Origin of the sequence: Enterococcus sp. 3C7_DIV0644, from assembly GCF_002141235.1 — a bacterium.
In the GTDB taxonomy this organism is placed as follows: domain Bacteria; phylum Bacillota; class Bacilli; order Lactobacillales; family Enterococcaceae; genus Enterococcus_D; species Enterococcus_D entomosocium.
In genome coordinates, this window is sequence record NZ_NGLK01000001.1 from 1,073,350 (window position 1) to 1,089,128 (window position 15,779).

At 43.4% G+C, this 15,779-nt stretch carries 20 protein-coding genes; 2 read left to right on the forward strand and 18 right to left on the reverse strand.

The window, feature by feature from the left end:
* Nucleotides 1-109: 109 nt before the first annotated feature.
* Complete coding sequence (locus A5877_RS04985; protein ID WP_060792815.1) at nucleotides 110-1,309, forward strand: AI-2E family transporter; 1,200 nt, start codon at nucleotides 110-112, stop codon at nucleotides 1,307-1,309.
* Between the two features lie 46 nt (nucleotides 1,310-1,355).
* On the opposite strand, the gene A5877_RS04990 is transcribed toward A5877_RS04985, so the two are convergent.
* The 6 genes from A5877_RS04990 to A5877_RS05015 all read right to left on the reverse strand — a co-directional run bounded on the left by A5877_RS04990 (nucleotide 1,356) and on the right by A5877_RS05015 (nucleotide 5,640).
* Nucleotides 1,356-2,300 carry an ROK family protein gene (locus tag A5877_RS04990; protein WP_086316488.1) on the reverse strand — a complete coding sequence of 315 codons (945 nt, stop codon included), beginning with the start codon at nucleotides 2,298-2,300 and terminating at the stop codon, nucleotides 1,356-1,358.
* Nucleotides 2,297-2,935: a GyrI-like domain-containing protein gene (locus tag A5877_RS04995; protein ID WP_086316489.1), complete on the reverse strand. Its 639-nt coding sequence runs from the start codon at nucleotides 2,933-2,935 to the stop codon at nucleotides 2,297-2,299. The genes A5877_RS04990 and A5877_RS04995 overlap by 4 nt, the downstream gene beginning before the upstream one ends.
* 146 nt (nucleotides 2,936-3,081) lie before the next feature.
* Complete coding sequence (gene celB, locus A5877_RS05000) at nucleotides 3,082-4,434, reverse strand: PTS cellobiose transporter subunit IIC (protein WP_086316490.1); 1,353 nt, start codon at nucleotides 4,432-4,434, stop codon at nucleotides 3,082-3,084.
* Complete coding sequence (locus A5877_RS05005; protein WP_016612676.1) at nucleotides 4,427-4,945, reverse strand: hypothetical protein; 519 nt, start codon at nucleotides 4,943-4,945, stop codon at nucleotides 4,427-4,429. The genes celB and A5877_RS05005 overlap by 8 nt, the downstream gene beginning before the upstream one ends.
* Nucleotides 4,935-5,291: a PTS lactose/cellobiose transporter subunit IIA gene (locus tag A5877_RS05010; RefSeq protein WP_016612677.1), complete on the reverse strand. Its 357-nt coding sequence runs from the start codon at nucleotides 5,289-5,291 to the stop codon at nucleotides 4,935-4,937. Before A5877_RS05010 ends, A5877_RS05005 begins: the two co-directional genes overlap by 11 nt.
* A 13-nt stretch (nucleotides 5,292-5,304) precedes the next feature.
* Nucleotides 5,305-5,640 carry a PTS cellobiose transporter subunit IIB gene (locus tag A5877_RS05015; RefSeq protein WP_086316491.1) on the reverse strand — a complete coding sequence of 112 codons (336 nt, stop codon included), beginning with the start codon at nucleotides 5,638-5,640 and terminating at the stop codon, nucleotides 5,305-5,307.
* 255 nt (nucleotides 5,641-5,895) lie between these two features.
* On the opposite strand from A5877_RS05015, the gene A5877_RS05020 reads away from it, so the two are divergent.
* Nucleotides 5,896-6,216, forward strand: a complete 321-nt coding sequence (locus A5877_RS05020; RefSeq protein ID WP_005228576.1) for a helix-turn-helix domain-containing protein — start codon at nucleotides 5,896-5,898, stop codon at nucleotides 6,214-6,216.
* A gap of 126 nt (nucleotides 6,217-6,342) precedes the next feature.
* Here A5877_RS05020 and A5877_RS05025 read toward each other — a convergent pair whose 3' ends face one another.
* From A5877_RS05025 to A5877_RS05080, 12 genes are all read right to left on the reverse strand, one after another.
* On the reverse strand, nucleotides 6,343-7,023 hold the full coding sequence (locus A5877_RS05025) for an amino acid ABC transporter permease (RefSeq protein ID WP_086316492.1): 681 nt from the start codon (nucleotides 7,021-7,023) through the stop codon (nucleotides 6,343-6,345).
* The gene (locus A5877_RS05030) at nucleotides 7,023-7,874 is read right to left on the reverse strand and encodes a transporter substrate-binding domain-containing protein (protein WP_005234276.1); all 852 of its coding nucleotides are present in this window, start codon (nucleotides 7,872-7,874) and stop codon (nucleotides 7,023-7,025) included. Before A5877_RS05030 ends, A5877_RS05025 begins: the two co-directional genes overlap by 1 nt.
* A gap of 12 nt (nucleotides 7,875-7,886) precedes the next feature.
* Nucleotides 7,887-9,338, reverse strand: coding sequence for an amidase (locus A5877_RS05035; protein WP_005234274.1), 1,452 nt, complete (start codon nucleotides 9,336-9,338; stop codon nucleotides 7,887-7,889).
* A gap of 259 nt (nucleotides 9,339-9,597) precedes the next feature.
* Complete coding sequence (locus tag A5877_RS05040) at nucleotides 9,598-10,440, reverse strand: DUF368 domain-containing protein (protein WP_086316493.1); 843 nt, start codon at nucleotides 10,438-10,440, stop codon at nucleotides 9,598-9,600.
* Between the two features lie 122 nt (nucleotides 10,441-10,562).
* Nucleotides 10,563-11,072: a GNAT family N-acetyltransferase gene (locus A5877_RS05045; protein WP_016612680.1), complete on the reverse strand. Its 510-nt coding sequence runs from the start codon at nucleotides 11,070-11,072 to the stop codon at nucleotides 10,563-10,565.
* Nucleotides 11,073-11,184: 112 nt separating this feature from the next.
* Entirely contained in the window at nucleotides 11,185-11,811 is a 627-nt protein-coding gene (locus A5877_RS05050; protein WP_010749841.1) for a glycosyltransferase family 32 protein, read from the reverse strand.
* Nucleotides 11,812-11,987: 176 nt separating this feature from the next.
* A complete protein-coding gene (locus A5877_RS05055) occupies nucleotides 11,988-13,091 on the reverse strand; it encodes an alpha-hydroxy-acid oxidizing protein (RefSeq protein ID WP_008380802.1) in 1,104 nt (367 codons plus the stop codon).
* Nucleotides 13,092-13,236: 145 nt separating this feature from the next.
* Nucleotides 13,237-13,659, reverse strand: a complete 423-nt coding sequence (locus A5877_RS05060) for an NUDIX domain-containing protein (RefSeq protein ID WP_008380800.1) — start codon at nucleotides 13,657-13,659, stop codon at nucleotides 13,237-13,239.
* 106 nt (nucleotides 13,660-13,765) lie between these two features.
* On the reverse strand, nucleotides 13,766-14,083 hold the full coding sequence (locus A5877_RS05065) for a DUF1292 domain-containing protein (RefSeq protein WP_005228559.1): 318 nt from the start codon (nucleotides 14,081-14,083) through the stop codon (nucleotides 13,766-13,768).
* Between the two features lie 22 nt (nucleotides 14,084-14,105).
* Nucleotides 14,106-14,537, reverse strand: a complete 432-nt coding sequence (gene ruvX / locus A5877_RS05070) for a Holliday junction resolvase RuvX (RefSeq protein WP_005234242.1) — start codon at nucleotides 14,535-14,537, stop codon at nucleotides 14,106-14,108.
* Complete coding sequence (locus A5877_RS05075) at nucleotides 14,537-14,803, reverse strand: IreB family regulatory phosphoprotein (protein ID WP_005228556.1); 267 nt, start codon at nucleotides 14,801-14,803, stop codon at nucleotides 14,537-14,539. The genes ruvX and A5877_RS05075 overlap by 1 nt, the downstream gene beginning before the upstream one ends.
* A gap of 145 nt (nucleotides 14,804-14,948) precedes the next feature.
* The gene (locus A5877_RS05080; RefSeq protein ID WP_008380795.1) at nucleotides 14,949-15,779 is read right to left on the reverse strand and encodes a TIGR03943 family protein; all 831 of its coding nucleotides are present in this window, start codon (nucleotides 15,777-15,779) and stop codon (nucleotides 14,949-14,951) included.

Here is a 15,779-nt window from a genome sequence, read left to right on the forward strand (position 1 = left end):
TCATTATAAAGATATTGAGAATATGAGCGTAGTTTTTTCAAAAGGTACGTTGTTTTTTTACAGAATAGGGGTCTTTCGTTATAATGTAGCTAAGAAAGCGAGGCTTATTATGAAAAATAACCGATTGATCCACTTTTTAGGCGGCAAAACAAGCTATTATGTCTTAGGACTGATTATCTTGTCGGCAGTTGCTGTCTTTTTGCTAAATCAGATTTCTTTTTTATTTACACCCTTTTCAGCCATACTTACAGCTATTATCCCACCCTTTTTATTTGGGCTGATCCTTTACTATCTGTTTAACCCGGTAGTCGATAAATTGGAATCGAAAAAAATTCCCCGCAGTGTTTCGATTGCTGGGATCTATCTTTTGATTCTTTTATTGATCGTCTTTGCTGGTTTCCAGCTTTACCCGATTTTGGAGCAGCAAACCACCGATCTGATCAACAGCTTACCGAGTTTGGTCAGTGACTTTGAGAAAAACGCGACCGCCTTTTTAGAAAATACCCCGTTTCAAGATGAGATGGCACAAATTACAGACACATTGCAAAATATTACCAACAACATCATGAGTTTTATTGGAGACTATTGGGAAACTGGTGCTGCTGGGCTCAGCAGTTTGTTTTCAACGATTTCGACCTTGTTCATCGCTTTGTTTACGGGACCGATCATTGCCTTTTTCTTATTGCGCAACCCCAACAAGTTTTATTTTTCAGTTCTCTCGTTAGTGCCACCACGTTTTCGCAAAGACTTTAATGAAATCGTCAAGATCTCTGACATACAAGTCGGTGCCTTTTTGAAAGGACAAATCATTTCTTCCTTGATTTTAGGGGCGATCTATTGGGTCGTTTTCCTATTGATTGGCTTAGAGTATGCCAGTATTCTGGCGATCGCCGCTGGTCTGCTTTGCATCATCCCCTATATTGGTCCTTTTATCGTCTTTTTCCCGGGACTTTTCATTGCCGCACAAGACTCCACCGGGATGTTGGTTAAATTTTTGATTGCTTGGTTTGCTGTACAGTTGCTTCATGGGGATTTAGTCGTGCCCCGTGTGATGGGTGACCGATTGAAAATTCATCCTATTACGATTCTGGTTGTTTTATTAGTGATGGGTGATTTGATGGGGATCGTTGGGGTGATTTTCGGGATTCCAATTTATTGTCTGCTAAAAGTTCTTGTCGTTTACGTGTTCCGCAAATTCAAGCAGCGCTATAACCGCTATTACGGTCAAGAAGGCAAATACTTCCACAGTGCCTTCACTAGCAAAGATTACCTAGGTGACGAAGACAAAGACACCAAGAAAAAAGCTTAAAAAAACTGTCGCGAATCGTTGGTTCGCGGCAGTTTTTTGGTCTATTTTATTTCATCTCATGTTCCAAAAAGAAATGATAGAGTGCCCCTAATAAGTTTGCATCGTTTTGAAATTTGCACGCTTGGATCTCCGGCTTCGTCAAAGTCTGCTGCAAAATCGGTAAACTAGCTAGCAGTTGCTGATACTGACGGTCGATTTCTTCCACTACGATCGCTTGGGCACTGATGCCACCGCCAATCACGAAGCGCTCTAAGTCGATCACGGCTTGAACATTGAGCATGACACACGCGATTTCTCGGCAATACGCTGTAAACAGCGCCCAGACCTGTGGCTCTTTCTGATTGATGGCGTCAAAAACTGCTTCACCATCCGCAAGATCAGCTAAGCCTAGCAGTTGGGCGCTGCGGCGAATCATGGCGACCGCTGAACCGCTAAAACCTGCCAATTGCTGCAGGGTCAATCCCTGATTATTTGGTTGCTCAGCGTTTTCTGGAGCATCGCTTCTCTTAGTGGCATTTAGTAGAAAACTTAATTCCCCGGCTTGAAAATGTGCACCTTGGATCAGTTTTCCCTCAACGATTACGCCACCGCCCAAACCAGTACCTAATGTTATGGCAGCTCCGTTTTGAATCCCTTTAAGGTTTCCTAGCCACCATTCAGCTAATGCGGCTGCTTTGCCATCGTTGGTCAAAGCCAGCGGCACTTGGTACTTTGCCAGCAGCTGTTTTAAGGAGACCCCATCTAAAAAAGGCAATGCCCCGCCAAACGAGATTGTCCCTGTCTCTGGGTTGACTTTTCCCGGGGTACTAACCGCAATGCCCCGAATGCTTCCATGAACGTCCTCAACGATCGTTTCAATCCCCGTCAAAAATTCCGCAAGACTTTTCGGCGTATCCATCCGTCCTCGTGTCAGAATATTCCCCGAGCGATCAATGACAGCCGATTTGATTTTCGTGCCGCCGATGTCGATGCTTAAATAGTTTTTATTCACTGAATCCCACCTTCTGATTCTACTGCCCATCGCAGGACGGTTTTGGCTTTATCTGGTGAGTCTTTTCGCGGATCAGACAAATAGATTTCTCGATGCTGGAACGTGTCCATCGTTGGACGGATCACTAACTGTTCTTGTTTTAACAGCTCCTTCATTTGCGCAAATGTTTCCGCTTCAGTATCAAAAGAGCCTGTATGCATTGCTTGCAGACACAGTCCTTCTTCATAACGTTCAAAGATGAGCTTCTCTAGATTTGGATTGTCTTTCTTCTCTTTGACTGCCAAGAGCTGTTCTTGAAACAGTGTTTCCGTGACTGGCTCTGGTTGGCGAATCATGATTTTATAGATCAATTCTTCTTTGTTGATGGCACCCTCTGGCTTTGTCAGAGAGGTCCACACACCTTCTAAAGGAAAGACCGTGTATTCAAAGGGTTCATTGCCAAAAGCTCCTTTTTTTAACCCCATCCTGAGTGAATAAGAAATCGTATATAAAGCGGCGATTTCTTCGCTGAATTCAGGACGATTCGGATCGCCGCTGCCGCTCAAACTGATAAATTGATACGTTGGCACCTCGATCACTGTTGGTTTTTTGGGAAGATAAAGCTCTTTTTCTAGTTTGCGCCATTCATACTTCATAAAAGACCCTCCTCGATTTGCTTTTCTTTATTTTACCATGAAAAAGAAGGGACATCGCAAAAACAGTTATCCCCTCAACTGCAAAGGGACGATTGTTTTTTCTATAGAGATAATGTAGCTACTTGCTGTTTCCCCAACTGCTCGTCTTATGCGGCTTCTTGTTCTTCTTTCAGCAATTTTGTGTCATAAAACTTCGCAAATGGAAAATAGATCAAGAAAGAAACAACTGCACAAACAATGGCAACGACGCCTGCACGCCAGTCTCCACCGGTGCCAATAAAACCACCAAGTCCAACGGGTGTTGGGAAAGGAATATTGGCGATCATGGGACGAATCAATTCCATCCTTGTGGCAAAATACGCGATCGTGGCGGATGCCATCGGTGCTAACAAGAAAGGAATTGCTAAATAAGGATTATAGATGATCGGCACCCCGAAAATAATCGGTTCATTGATATTGAAAATCGACGGGACGATGGCAGCTCTCCCTAATACTTTCATCTGTTTCGATTTAGCAATGTAGATCATAAATAAGGTAAAACCAAGGGTTGCTCCCGAACCACCTAATGTCACGTACCCGTTGGTAAATTGGCCTGCTAATGGGAAACTCGCCCCTTCAACATTGGCAGCTAAATTAGCTAACATGATCGGGGTGATCAGTGGACTAATGATATTGAATCCATGAATCCCTACCAACCACAAGGCATGCGCGAGGAAGTAAATCACCATGATTCCCAACCAACTATCCGTAAGGTGGGTAACAAACCCAAACGGAATTGCCACTAGTTGAAAAATATCCGTCCCAAAAACAACTAAAACACCATTGATGGTCAGAACCACAACTGCCACTACAAAGGCTGGTATCAGTGCTGTAAAACTACGAGCCACACCTTCAGGCACTTCTTCGGGCATTTTGATGACCCAGTTGTTTTTTACACAGAGACGATACAGCTGAACGGCAACGACCGCCATCACGATACCGGTGAAAATACCAACAGTTCCTAGACGTGCGACTCCATCGGCACCAATCAACCAGCCATTGATCAGCCCTTCTTCCACATCATTCATCCGTGTCATTTTTCCGCCGTCAAAAACAAGCTGAGGAATCGACATCAATGTAGCAAAAACACCTAACAACGCCCCATTGATCGGCGTCAGGTCGAGATTCTCCTCGACTTGAATGATCTTGGAATACTCATAGCCCAGAACGATACAAAAATATAATGCCAATAACCCCATGGTCGTACTATTTGCTAACATATACAAATCACTGAAATTCAAAAAAGTCACTTCAAAAAAGTCAGCTAAAAACGGAAACGTGATCGGTAAAATGTTGAATACTAAAAACATTGAGCCTACGATCGTAAAAGGAATCGACGCCATCCCTGCCGCCATGATGCTACGAACGATTTTGTATTGGGAAATCTTTCCCATCGGACCCATTACTGCTTTTTCCAAAAGTTGAAATAGTTTATTGTTCGATTCTGTCAATTCAATCACCCTTTCTTTCTATCTCTTCAAATTCACGTATCCATTGCCATTGTCGATCTTTATTACGAAAAATTTTCTTCAGTTTTCTGATACCACTCCAAGCAAAGACGCCACTTATCCAGAGAACTATGCGAACATACTCCGTACTTTGCGAGGTGAAATAGGGGAAAATAACTTCTGTCACTCCAAAAAAAGTCAATAAAAAAAGAATGGCCATTGTCCCCATTTGAAGGCGTAAATACCAAGTAGTAAAAAAGAGTTGCTTGCGGACGATGGTTGCGTGGTGTCCATATAAGCGGATAAACTCACTGATCGCTCCCATTGAAAAAAGCAACAGGCTCAGTGGAACCACACGCAGCCATTGCCCTGCCAAAGAAGCAGCTAACAGCCAATATAGGTTAAAAAAGAAAGAGAATGCGACTAAGTACCGCAAAAACAACAGACGTTGAAAATAGAGATTTTTCTTCGTCAGTTTTTGCGATGCATCTCTTTGCGCGACTTTTGCTTGCTTACTCGCCATCTGCACTCCTGCATTGGATCGCTTCTTCAAGGCGATTCATCTTTTGATAAATCCTTAGCATTTCTAGTGCAACCTCTCTGAGGGTCATGGTTGTCATCAAATGATCTTGTGCATGGATCAACAAGATATCGCAGGTAAATGAGGTCCCTGAAGCATATTCTTGCAGCATTTTTGACTGGATGCGGTGGGCTTTGACTAATGAATCATTGGCTGTGTCCAACAACTCTTGCGCTTCTTGACAACTACTGATTCGCATCTGTTCAAAGGCTTGATGAATCATCGTGCGGGCATCACCGCTTGCTAAAATAAGTTCAAAGGATATTTCTTGTATTTTTTCACTATCCATAGCCTGCCTCCATTTATTTCGTACTTTTTTCTAATGCAATGCTTTCTTTGACTAACTGTGCTAATTTCTCGATTCCGATTGGGATCGGAATATACGCTTGCGGGGGAATATTCACGATTGGTTTGCCGTATTTATCGGCGCTTTTCTTTAAATTGGCAAAATGCATTTTCGTTTGCGGGCTAACTAGATATAAATCGTAGTCATCCTTGGCGATCGTAGCGATCCCCTCTGAAGCAGAGATGGCATCGATCCTCACTGACCAACCTTCTGTGGTTAAAAAGCTTGTTCCTTTTTTGGCGATCAACGATGAAGACATGCCTGCTGCACAAATTATCAATACTTTTTTCATTTCCCTTCCTCCTTCTATGAAACGCTTCCATTTTGTTGTATCTGTTCCTTTTTTCTCCCCTCCTTCGTGCTATAAAAAATCCTTGAGAACGATTCACTATCTGCTGATTCTTACAGGTAGTAATCCTTCTTCACATAAATAGTATTACATATCGAGTACTTTGTAAATGCAATAAAACTCTATTAGTGATATAAAACATTAATTTCTTTCTGCTTCTATCGTGTCATAGTAGAATAATTTTGTGGAGGGGATTTCATGTTTAAAGATCGTTTAAGACAGTTGCGGAAAACGCGATCTGGTTTAACACAAGCAAAAATGGCAAAATATTTAGGAATCGCCAAAACAACCTATGCTTCGTATGAGCAAGGCAATCGGATGCCCGATATTGAGATCCAAAAAGAACTTGCTGATTACTTCAATGTCAGTCTCGATTATTTACATGGACGTCCGAATGATTTGGAAGCCCTCTCTATGAAACAGATTCGTGTGGCTTCAAGAATCAATGAGGACTTTACTGAATATCAACTATCTGAAATCATTACCTTTATCGAATTTATAAAAAACCGTCCAGAGTAAACGCGATACTATTCTGCCTTTTTTCTCTGGCTAACTTGTGGTGCTGCTTCATTACCTAAAGAAAAAACTGCTGTCAATGTCTCACAAGGAAACATTGACAGCAGTTGAAGGGCCTCGGCTCTTTTTTTATTGTCTTACAGTATCATTAGCAGCAAAGCGTTTTGAAAAATGTTGTTCTAATCGCTTTTGCCCGGCTTCAATCAAAATGCACAACAGCCAATAGATGATGGCAACTAGCACGTACATGGACATGTAATCAAAAGTTCGTCCGCCAACGATCTTAGCTTTTTGAAAAATATCAGGAATCGTGATCATTGCTGCCAAGGAGGTCCCTTTCAACAAATCCATTGCCACATTACTCAAAGCCGGTACAGAAATACGAAAGGCTTGCGGCAAAATAATCAGACGCATCGTTTTCGTAAAGGATAACCCTAACGCATAGGCAGCATCAAATTGCCCACGATCCACACCAGCAATTGATCCTCGGTAGATTTCCCCGATAAATGCGCTGCTGGTCAATGTAAAACAGATGATCGCAGCACTAAGCGCCGACAATTGATAAGGCAAGCCAAAATACAGTAGGAACAACAAGACCAACGCTGGGACGCCTCTTAGAAATGAGAGATAGCCCCGCACGAACCCTCTAATGATGGGGTTTTCCAGCATCCCTAAGAAGGTGAGCATGATCCCTAAGAGGTTGCCACCTAGAAAAGAAACGACAGCAATGCCGACCGTATAGGACAAGCCCGACAGCAAATAGGGCAATGAGTCCCACATCAACGGCAAATCAAGGGTTGGAATATACATTAGTCTGTTTCAACCGTTTGGATCGCTTGATCAGATTTTACTGAAATATCGGTTTGAAAATACGTTTCTGCAAGTTCTTTTAAACGGCCGTCTTCTTTCATTTCTGCTAAAACAGCATCCACTTTTTCCTGCAATGCTTTATGATCCTTCACAAATAAGAAGCCCGTTTCATTCGGATTAAAGTAGACATCTTCTAAAATTTTTACAGGGATATCTGGCAAAGCAGCAACCGCCATTTTTTGCAAATAGTAATCATTCAAGATCACATCCGTTCGACCATTCGCAACATCTGTCAAATACTGATCATTCGTTGCGTTGTCGTAAGTCACTAATTCTGCCCCATAAGATTCGGCTAAGCGCATGTAGCTGGTATTCGGTTCACCAGCAGCTTTTTTGCCATCCAAATCTTCTAAAGAAGCAATCCCTGAGTCATCACTTTTACGCACGATCATACTATCGAACGAGTATTTGATAGGCGTTGAGAGACTGAATTTTTCCGCCCGTTCATCCGTCAAACCAAAATCGTTGGCAGCAAAATCGGCTTCTCCACGTGTTAAAGAAGAAACTTGTCCATCGACATTGTACTCTTTAAATGTGATCTCTACGCCTAATCGTTTGGCGACTTCTTTTGCCACATCGACATCATAGCCCACTAATTCATTTTCATCGTTATAGTAAGACGATGGATACAAGGTTCCCGAAGTAGCAACAACCAATGTTTTGGCTTCTTCCACCTTGCTTAGACTTGAGTCTTCTTCCGTTGGTTTGCTGCAGGCACTTAACAGGACCCCCGTAAATAAACCTAAAAAGCCAACCATTGCAACGATTTTCCCTTTTCTAACTTGTTTCATAATATCCTCCTCTTAGTTTCCTTGTTTTGGCAACAGAAATCGTTGCTGTGTTTCAAATAAATAGCCGACTTGGAAAAGCAGATCTTCTCTGCCTTTAGACGCCATAAATTGGATCCCTAGCGGCAACCCTTCCTCGCTAAGAGCAGTTGGCAAGCTGATGGCTGGCTGCCCCGTTAAATTGGCTAATTGAGTGTAAGGTGTCAGAGTATAGCTCTTGGCAAACATTTCTTCGATCAACTCACCCGCAGCACTTTTTCCAAGCGATTCGATCTCATGCAGTCTTTGGCGAATGCTATCGCTTTGTAAGTCTTCCTCGATCAAAGGGGCTGGAAAAGCCGTCGTCGGTGTTAAAAAGAGATCATAGGTCGAAAAGACTTCTTCCATTTTTTCTGCCAGCTGATCCCACCACTGCAAGGCAAGAACGTAATCGGCGGCCGGCAGTTTTTTGCCATATTGGTAAAGTGCCCAGGTCATCAATTCCATCTCTTCCCGTCTGACCGGTTCTTGACGAGCAGCATCGATCTCAGCAAACATCGCAGCTGTTTCGCCACCATTCATGGCGTAATAAGTGGTCATCATTTGCTGACCATCCACTGGATAGCCCACTTCAATGACTTCGTGCCCCTGCTTTTCTAAAAATGCGGCTGCACTTCGGACTGCTTGGATGGCAGTTTCAGACACTTGTCCACCGGTCGGCGATGCGGTAGTAAAAGCAACCTTCAACCGCGGTTTTTGACTCGCTTGCTGATGATGCCATTCTACTTGCGGTGCCTGATAAGGGGCTGCCGGCTGTGACGTCCGCAACGCATAAAACAACTGTTCCGTATCACGCATAGAAAGCGTCAACGCAAAGTTGATGGAAGCGCCTTGCCAACTGCGCCATTCACTAGGACCCACTGGCATCGTGCCACGGGTTGGCTTCAAACCGATCAATCCGCTAAAGGAAGCTGGAATGCGGATCGATCCGCCGCCATCACTGGCACCTGCAATCGGAAACATCCCCGAAGCCACTGCCGCTGCCGCACCACCACTGGAACCACCAGCTGAATAGGCAGGATTCCACGGATTACGTGTAGGCCCATACAATGTTGGATCAGTGATATTTTTGAATCCAAATTCTGGTGCATTGGTTTGCCCTAACGGCACAAAGCCCGCCTCTTCTAAACGAGAGACAAAATGAGCCGTGCGGCTGGCTCGTGCTTTTGCAAACAGTTTGGCTCCTGACGTTGCTGGCCACCCTGCTTTGGTTTGGCCGAGTATTTTTAACGGCATGGGTTGTCCACCAAAAACCGTTTTTTGAAGATGCTGCTCGTAATGCTGGATCGCTGCTTGCGGATCAAATGTTACAAGCGCATTCAAAAGCGAATTTTGTTGATTGACTTTTTCTTCGATCATCGCCACCCGCTCGGCAAAGCTGATTTGTCCTTGCCGCAATTGTTCCGCCCAATAGGTCGCATCTTGCATGCTTGTCCCTCCTTTTTCTCAATAACCTCAAACAATTATCTAAACTGTAACACATGAAAAATTCTTCTTTATATAGACTACAATATACCAAACACTAGGAAATCTTTCAACAAAAATAGAACAGTTTTTAAACCTGTATCACATCGTTATCAAACGTTCCAATCTTTTTACTACTGGCTGTCCACCAACGCTTTCTCTTAGCTGCCCGAATCATTACCTAACAAAAACGGCACATCGCCAAACGATGTGCCGTTTTGATTTACTTGTATTTTTCTTCCAGCTTGCTCATCCAAAGACCTAACCAAGCCCCCAAGACAAACAAGATAATTCCGATGACGGCTGTTACCCAAGTAAAGCCGCTATAGTTTGCCACCGGAGGAATCACGATCAATATCGTTGAGACAATAACGATCCCTAAAATGAAGTGATAGACTTTTGAATGATAATGGCTCAATAGCCACTCCATCAATTTCGAAAACAGCAGCATCACTGCCAAGCCGCCAATGGCGATCGGTAGAAAGACCCCCATGATGTCAAAGCTCTTAAAGCCTTTCAACATCGGATCATAAAGGCCCAAAACGAGCAAAAGGTTTGAAGGACTCAAGCCGGGAACCAAAACACCTAACGCGATCAGACCGCCGGCGATCACAAAACCAATGAAATTGGCAGGGATCGTTCCTAAGATATCGCCCATAAAATAGAGGAACAAGAAGCCGATGACCATACTGCCGAAGAACCAAAGCAGGTCGCCGGTTGTCCGTTTGCTTTTCAAGGTCGATTCTTTAGCAAGTGCTGGTAACGTCCCAATAATTGCCCCCGCAAAGCCCCACAAAACGATGATTTGATAGTTTTGCAGCAGCCACTCTAATGGCTTTGATAAAAGCCCGATCCCTACGATTCCCCCGATCCCTACTGGCAGGAAAAAGAGGAGATTCTCTTTAAAATTCTTCGTCAGATGTGCCATAAAGCGCAGCATCCGCTCATAAATGCCTAAGATGGCTGCCAATACGCCACCTGAAACACCAGGCAAGATAAAGCCCAAGGCAATCACCACGCCTTTAAGAAAACGTGACAAAATACTTTCGTTTCTCTGTTTTTCCATTTACAATTGCTCTCCTTAGCGATGGTTTTCACCAATCGTTCTTTTTTCATCAATCCCTTTAACTATACTTGATTGCCAAAAAAATGGAAAGTAATTTCTAATTCCTCATACAAAGGCAGATTTCAAAGTTCTTTCAGCATCAAGAAATCCGTCTGCTCATCATCCCCCATAAAAAAGGAATGACTGCCAACTCTTACAAAGCCCATCGTATGATAAAAAGCCAACGCATTGTCGTTAAATTCCCAAACACCTAACCAGATCGACTTTTTCTGCAGCGCTTTGGCGGTCTCTTGAGCAAACAGCAGCAGTGTTTTGCCATAGCCTCTGCGCTTATGTTCTTTTTTGATATAGATTCGTTCAATTTCCAACCCCTCTGGGGCAATCGCTTCCGTTTGCGCCTCACCCCAGTTAAGTTTGATATATCCTACGGTTTGATCATTTTCTTGTAAAAAATAAAACGCCGATTGCGGATTTTCTAACTCTCGGGTCAGTTTCGGCAGATTGTAGGCTTCTTCTAGATAGATACGAGTATTTTCCTCCGTATTGAAAGGAGCAAATGTATCGTAATAGGTGGATACGCTGATTTCTCCCAATTCTTCTAAATCTGCCAAAGTACATCGTTTGATAGCCATCAAAACGCCTCCTTTTTTATCAAGCTATTCTATCACATCTCCATTATCCCTTGCAAAAGCAAAAAGGGCGGACAGCTTTCCCCACTGTCCGTCCTTTCATAGACTTACTCTTTTATAACCAAGAGCCAGAAAACTGATGGATCACCATCGTACTCGGATCTTCCTCGACCTCACCCGTGATATAGCTTTTTGGTGAAAACGTCATTTGCGGGAAGATCTCTACGCCCTTAACGGTTTGTCGTTGATTATTCAATTCTAATCCGTGGTTTTGCAGCAGTTCCGTCACTCGGATCACATTGGTGACGACATCTTCCGTTTTTTCTGCCCGGACAAATTTTCGGTCATCGTAATCGTGGTACCATTCTTCCATAAAGGGATGGTGCGGCACCGCTCCAATGATCCCAGTAGAAATCTTGGTTTCGATCTCAAAGCCCATAAATGCCTCCAGTGTCAAGAGCTCATCTAAAGGTTTGACCACCTCGATATCAGTATCCATATAAATACCGCCTTCTGTCACTAACGCATACAAACGAACCACATCTGACACAAATGCCCATTCTTCTTGGTCATAGGCCTCTTTTAGATAAGGACCGAATTTTGAAAGGTCGATCGTTGATTCATCCCAACGTTTGATCTCATAATCCGGACAATATTTTTTCCAGGTATCCATGTATTTCTTTTCTTGTTCACCTAATGGATTGCCGCCAAACCAGCAATAATGAATAATTTTTGGAATCATCAATCTCTCTCCTTTAGTTTATTGGTCTCTTTTAAGTGTAGCGGATTTTGCAATTGTTTCAAAATCATATACACTTTTTACGGCAAAAAGAACTGTTGGCTCTGCTCTTCAGGATCAGAAAGGATCATTGAAAAAAGCACCTGAGTCAACGACTCGAGTGCTTTTTGAGGGATTGCTTATAAATAATGATTGTCCCGTAAGACGGCTTTTTTGATATCTGCCACCGTTTGCGTCCCCGCAAGCTGCATGACCATCTCCAATTCTTTTTTGAAGAAATCAAAGACTTGTTGAACACCGGTGGCACCACCTAGAGCCAACCCATAAATCACTGGTCGACCGATTGCCACCAGATCTGCTCCGCAAGCAATCGCTTTAAAGACATGTTGTCCTCGCCGTACCCCGCTATCAAAGACGATCGGCGCCCGACCTGCTACTGCTTCAGCCACGATCTGCAAGGAATCAAAGGAAGCTGGACCACCATCCAATTGGCGTCCCCCGTGATTTGAGACCCAAATCCCTTGTGCACCTGCCCCTAATGCTCGTTCCACATCTTCTTCTGATTGCACCCCTTTGACATAAACCGGCAAATCAGATTCTTTGGCGATAAAAGCGACATCCTGAGGACTTAATTTTTGTTTTGAGGAGCCGTAAACGGCATCCATCGTTTGTCCGATCCCTGATTGATAAGCCTGAACGATCGGCATTGCCAACGGAAAGGTGAAGCCATTGCGGCGATCCGTTTCTCGATTGCCCCCCACGGTTGCATCTGCGGTCAAAACGATCGCTTTGGCGCCATTGCGTTTTGCCATCGCCAAGATGTCTTTGTTAATACCATCGTCTTTACTCATATAAAACTGGAACCACTGCGGCGCTTCTTGACCTCCAGCCGCTCGGATTTCTTCCAACGTACAAGAGGCATACGAACTCGCCGTATAGATCGTGCCAAAACGTGACACACCTTTGGCTGACGCTTGCTCTGCCGCAACATTTGCTAAGCCGTGGGCAGCCACAGGCGCCATAATGATTGGCGCTGACAACGTGTCACCGCCAAAGGACAACGTTGTGTCCGGTAATTCAATGTCCTTTAAGACATGAGGAATGATCAATTTGTGATTGAAGGCGCGTTCATTTTCTTGATAGGTAAAAATATCCCCCGCACCACTGCTGATATAGCCATACCCACCTTTAGGAATCACTTCCTCTGCGGCGATCTCCAAATCGCGCATATTGATAAAATCAATTGCTCCTTCTGCTGTACTTGCTTGATAGATTTTTTCCATGCCTTTCCCTACTCTCCGATAAGATAACGTTTACATTTTTATCCTACGCCTGATTGTAGGATCACGCAACTCATTCGCTCACTCCTGTCAAATAGGCTTACTTTACTTTTCCACTCAAGACAGCCCTCCATTTGAACTAGCTGAATTATTGTTTTGTTCGTTTAAGATATTCTGCCAATAACAACGGCTGAATCGTTGGATATGTCCAACTGACAGGCGGCTTTGCCCTTACATAGATTGCTTCGATCTCTGAGGTCAACTCATCCTCCAAGTCCGTGATCTGGGCTTCGAACACCAAGCCGTAATCGGTCTCCCCGTCTTTTTCTACCCCATAGATAAATAACGGCTCTAGAGTAAAGTGCTTGGCTCCTGGTTCTTCCTTTAGTTCACGGGCGGCACACGCTGTGATGCTTTCTCCTGATTCTCGCTTACCTCCGGGTATTTCTAATGTGTCTCGTTCTTTGTGTTTGACATAGACGAGCTTTTCTTGATACTTGCTGATGATCACCGCAAAAACTAGCTGCTCTTCTGCGATCTTTTCAAGCTCAAAAATCGTTACGTGATTCATTTTACTCATTCCTTTCAAAAAAGCAGGCTTGCTTCTATAATAAACAGTCGTTAAAAATCAAAAAAAGTGCTGATCCCTTATGGAAAGGATCAGCACTTGCAGCTTGTTATTCTTCTTCTTCCGCCATGAATGTGTTGAAGACTTCTTCAATCATATCCCATTCTGCTTCTGTTTCGATCTGTTCTAATTCACCTTCAGAACCGTCTTCGTTTTCAATATAAGCGTACGCTTGTAATTCAACGTCTTCTTCTTCCGGTACGCCTGCTGGATAAAGCAAGACGTAGTTGCGGCCGAATTCTTCCGTACCGTCAACCGTTAATAGAATTTCGTATAAGGTTTCATTTCCTTGGTCATCGATCAAAGTAATGTGTTCATGTCCTTCATGATCGTGATCGTGGTTATGATCGTGTGTATGTTCTGACATTTATTTTCCTCTTTTCTGTAAATTAAAACAGCTGTTTCCCAGCACCATCTAAATAATTCTGCAAAATCATGACTGCTGCTAATTTATCAATCACTTTTTTTCGTTTGGCACGCGATGTATTCGCCTGTTCTACCAGCATTCGTTCTGCTTGAACGGTCGTCAGACGTTCGTCTTGGTAAACGACCGGCAAACCGAATTGCTGTTCGATCGCTGCGCCGTAAGCCATAGAAGCTTCCGCTCTAGGTCCGATCGTATTATTCATATTTTTAGGTAGTCCTACCACAAAACGTGAGACTTCATATTCTTTCACCAATTCAGCAAGTCGATCATAACCGAAATTGCCTTCATCTTCATTGATGCGAATGATCTCGATCCCTTGTGCTGTCCAGCCCATTGGGTCACTGACCGCCACGCCGACTGTCCGCGAACCAACATCCAATCCCATGATTCTCATTATAGGTTGATCCCGTGATTGCCTAAATAATAACGGATCAGAACTTCCATGATCTCATCCCGTTCGTGACGACGAATCAAATTCCGGGCATCCCGATAACGAGGAATGTAAGCCGGGTCGCCAGAAAGGAGATAACCGACGATTTGATTGATCGGATTGTATCCTTTTTCCTCTAATGCTCGGTAGACGATAGCTAATGTTTCGCTGACTTCTTTTTTACGGCTATCATCAAAATCAAAGCGAACTGTTTCATCTGTAAAACCCATTTCACGACACCTCTCTTTTGTATAGATTTTAGCATATGTTCCTACTATATTGTACTAAACGTTTGATAAAACTACAAACATATGCTTAGATTTTCTTCATTATAACAAAGGTTTATGATGTTTCTATGAACTTTCTTAAAAAAAGCTAGAAAGCGCGATAGACATACTGGTTTTCTGGTGCTTCAATCGTCTTCTCTTGGTCTGCTACCACCATCGGCAAGTCTCGTTTGAAGGGTTGATAGTACTTCGATTGGATCGTCCCTTCCACGTGGAGCCACTGGTTATTTTCTGCAGTCGCTTGCTGCGGCAATTCCACCCGTAAACCGAAAACGCCTGAATCAGCCACACAATGGATAATGCCAAAACGAAACAAAAAGATTTCATTGGCATCATCTTGATCTGCATGGTACACAAATCCATCATAGGTGATTTTCTTACCAATGAATTCACTCGGGTACGTATAGATCAACTCCATGACTTCCAAGTAATTTTCTTCCGTTACCGCAATCGTCTCATCTTTGGCGTAACGTGCCAAGGCTGCATCCATCTGAGTGTCATAATCTTCTTTGTTAAAATAAAGACTTGTATCGGGTTTCAGATATTGGGTCGTCATTTCTGGATCCCCCACAGATTCTTCACTTAGGGGGAAATTAAACCCTTTTGCTTCAACGATCGTCGTATCCAAGCTAACGGTGGGAAAAAAGAGACCCACGATGATCGGTAAGGCTAATAGAAAATACGCAATCACTCGTTGGTATTTTTTCTCTAATCCATGCTGGTGCTCGTCGTCATGATGATGCTCGGGCTCTTGTTTGACCCAAAAGTACAGCTGGACCAAAGCCAACAATAAAGAAATGATCATAGATAAAATAGCGAGATAGCGATAATGAATGTTGATAAACTGATTGAGTTTGCCCGTCACTTGCAAATACATCATTAATTCAAAATAGCCTGATAAGATCAAAAAACGAATCAT

Bases quoted from the DNA above. Each gene is read 5' to 3' on its own strand.
- A5877_RS04985 (WP_060792815.1), top strand. From the start codon at position 110: ATGAAAAATAACCGATTGATCCACTTTTTAGGCGGCAAAACAAGCTAT.
- A5877_RS04995 (WP_086316489.1), bottom strand. From the start codon at position 2,935: ATGAAGTATGAATGGCGCAAACTAGAAAAAGAGCTTTATCTTCCCAAA.
- A5877_RS05005 (WP_016612676.1), bottom strand. From the start codon at position 4,945: ATGGCGAGTAAGCAAGCAAAAGTCGCGCAAAGAGATGCATCGCAAAAA.
- A5877_RS05010 (WP_016612677.1), bottom strand. From the start codon at position 5,291: ATGGATAGTGAAAAAATACAAGAAATATCCTTTGAACTTATTTTAGCA.
- A5877_RS05015 (WP_086316491.1), bottom strand. From the start codon at position 5,640: ATGAAAAAAGTATTGATAATTTGTGCAGCAGGCATGTCTTCATCGTTG.
- A5877_RS05020 (WP_005228576.1), top strand. From the start codon at position 5,896: ATGTTTAAAGATCGTTTAAGACAGTTGCGGAAAACGCGATCTGGTTTA.
- A5877_RS05025 (WP_086316492.1), bottom strand. From the start codon at position 7,023: ATGTATATTCCAACCCTTGATTTGCCGTTGATGTGGGACTCATTGCCC.
- A5877_RS05030 (WP_005234276.1), bottom strand. From the start codon at position 7,874: ATGAAACAAGTTAGAAAAGGGAAAATCGTTGCAATGGTTGGCTTTTTA.
- A5877_RS05035 (WP_005234274.1), bottom strand. From the start codon at position 9,338: ATGCAAGATGCGACCTATTGGGCGGAACAATTGCGGCAAGGACAAATC.
- A5877_RS05040 (WP_086316493.1), bottom strand. From the start codon at position 10,440: ATGGAAAAACAGAGAAACGAAAGTATTTTGTCACGTTTTCTTAAAGGC.
- A5877_RS05045 (WP_016612680.1), bottom strand. From the start codon at position 11,072: ATGGCTATCAAACGATGTACTTTGGCAGATTTAGAAGAATTGGGAGAA.
- A5877_RS05050 (WP_010749841.1), bottom strand. From the start codon at position 11,811: ATGATTCCAAAAATTATTCATTATTGCTGGTTTGGCGGCAATCCATTA.
- A5877_RS05055 (WP_008380802.1), bottom strand. From the start codon at position 13,091: ATGGAAAAAATCTATCAAGCAAGTACAGCAGAAGGAGCAATTGATTTT.
- A5877_RS05060 (WP_008380800.1), bottom strand. From the start codon at position 13,659: ATGAATCACGTAACGATTTTTGAGCTTGAAAAGATCGCAGAAGAGCAG.
- A5877_RS05065 (WP_005228559.1), bottom strand. From the start codon at position 14,083: ATGTCAGAACATACACACGATCATAACCACGATCACGATCATGAAGGA.
- ruvX (WP_005234242.1), bottom strand. From the start codon at position 14,537: ATGAGAATCATGGGATTGGATGTTGGTTCGCGGACAGTCGGCGTGGCG.
- A5877_RS05075 (WP_005228556.1), bottom strand. From the start codon at position 14,803: ATGGGTTTTACAGATGAAACAGTTCGCTTTGATTTTGATGATAGCCGT.
- A5877_RS05080 (WP_008380795.1), bottom strand. From the start codon at position 15,779: ATGATTCGTTTTTTGATCTTATCAGGCTATTTTGAATTAATGATGTAT.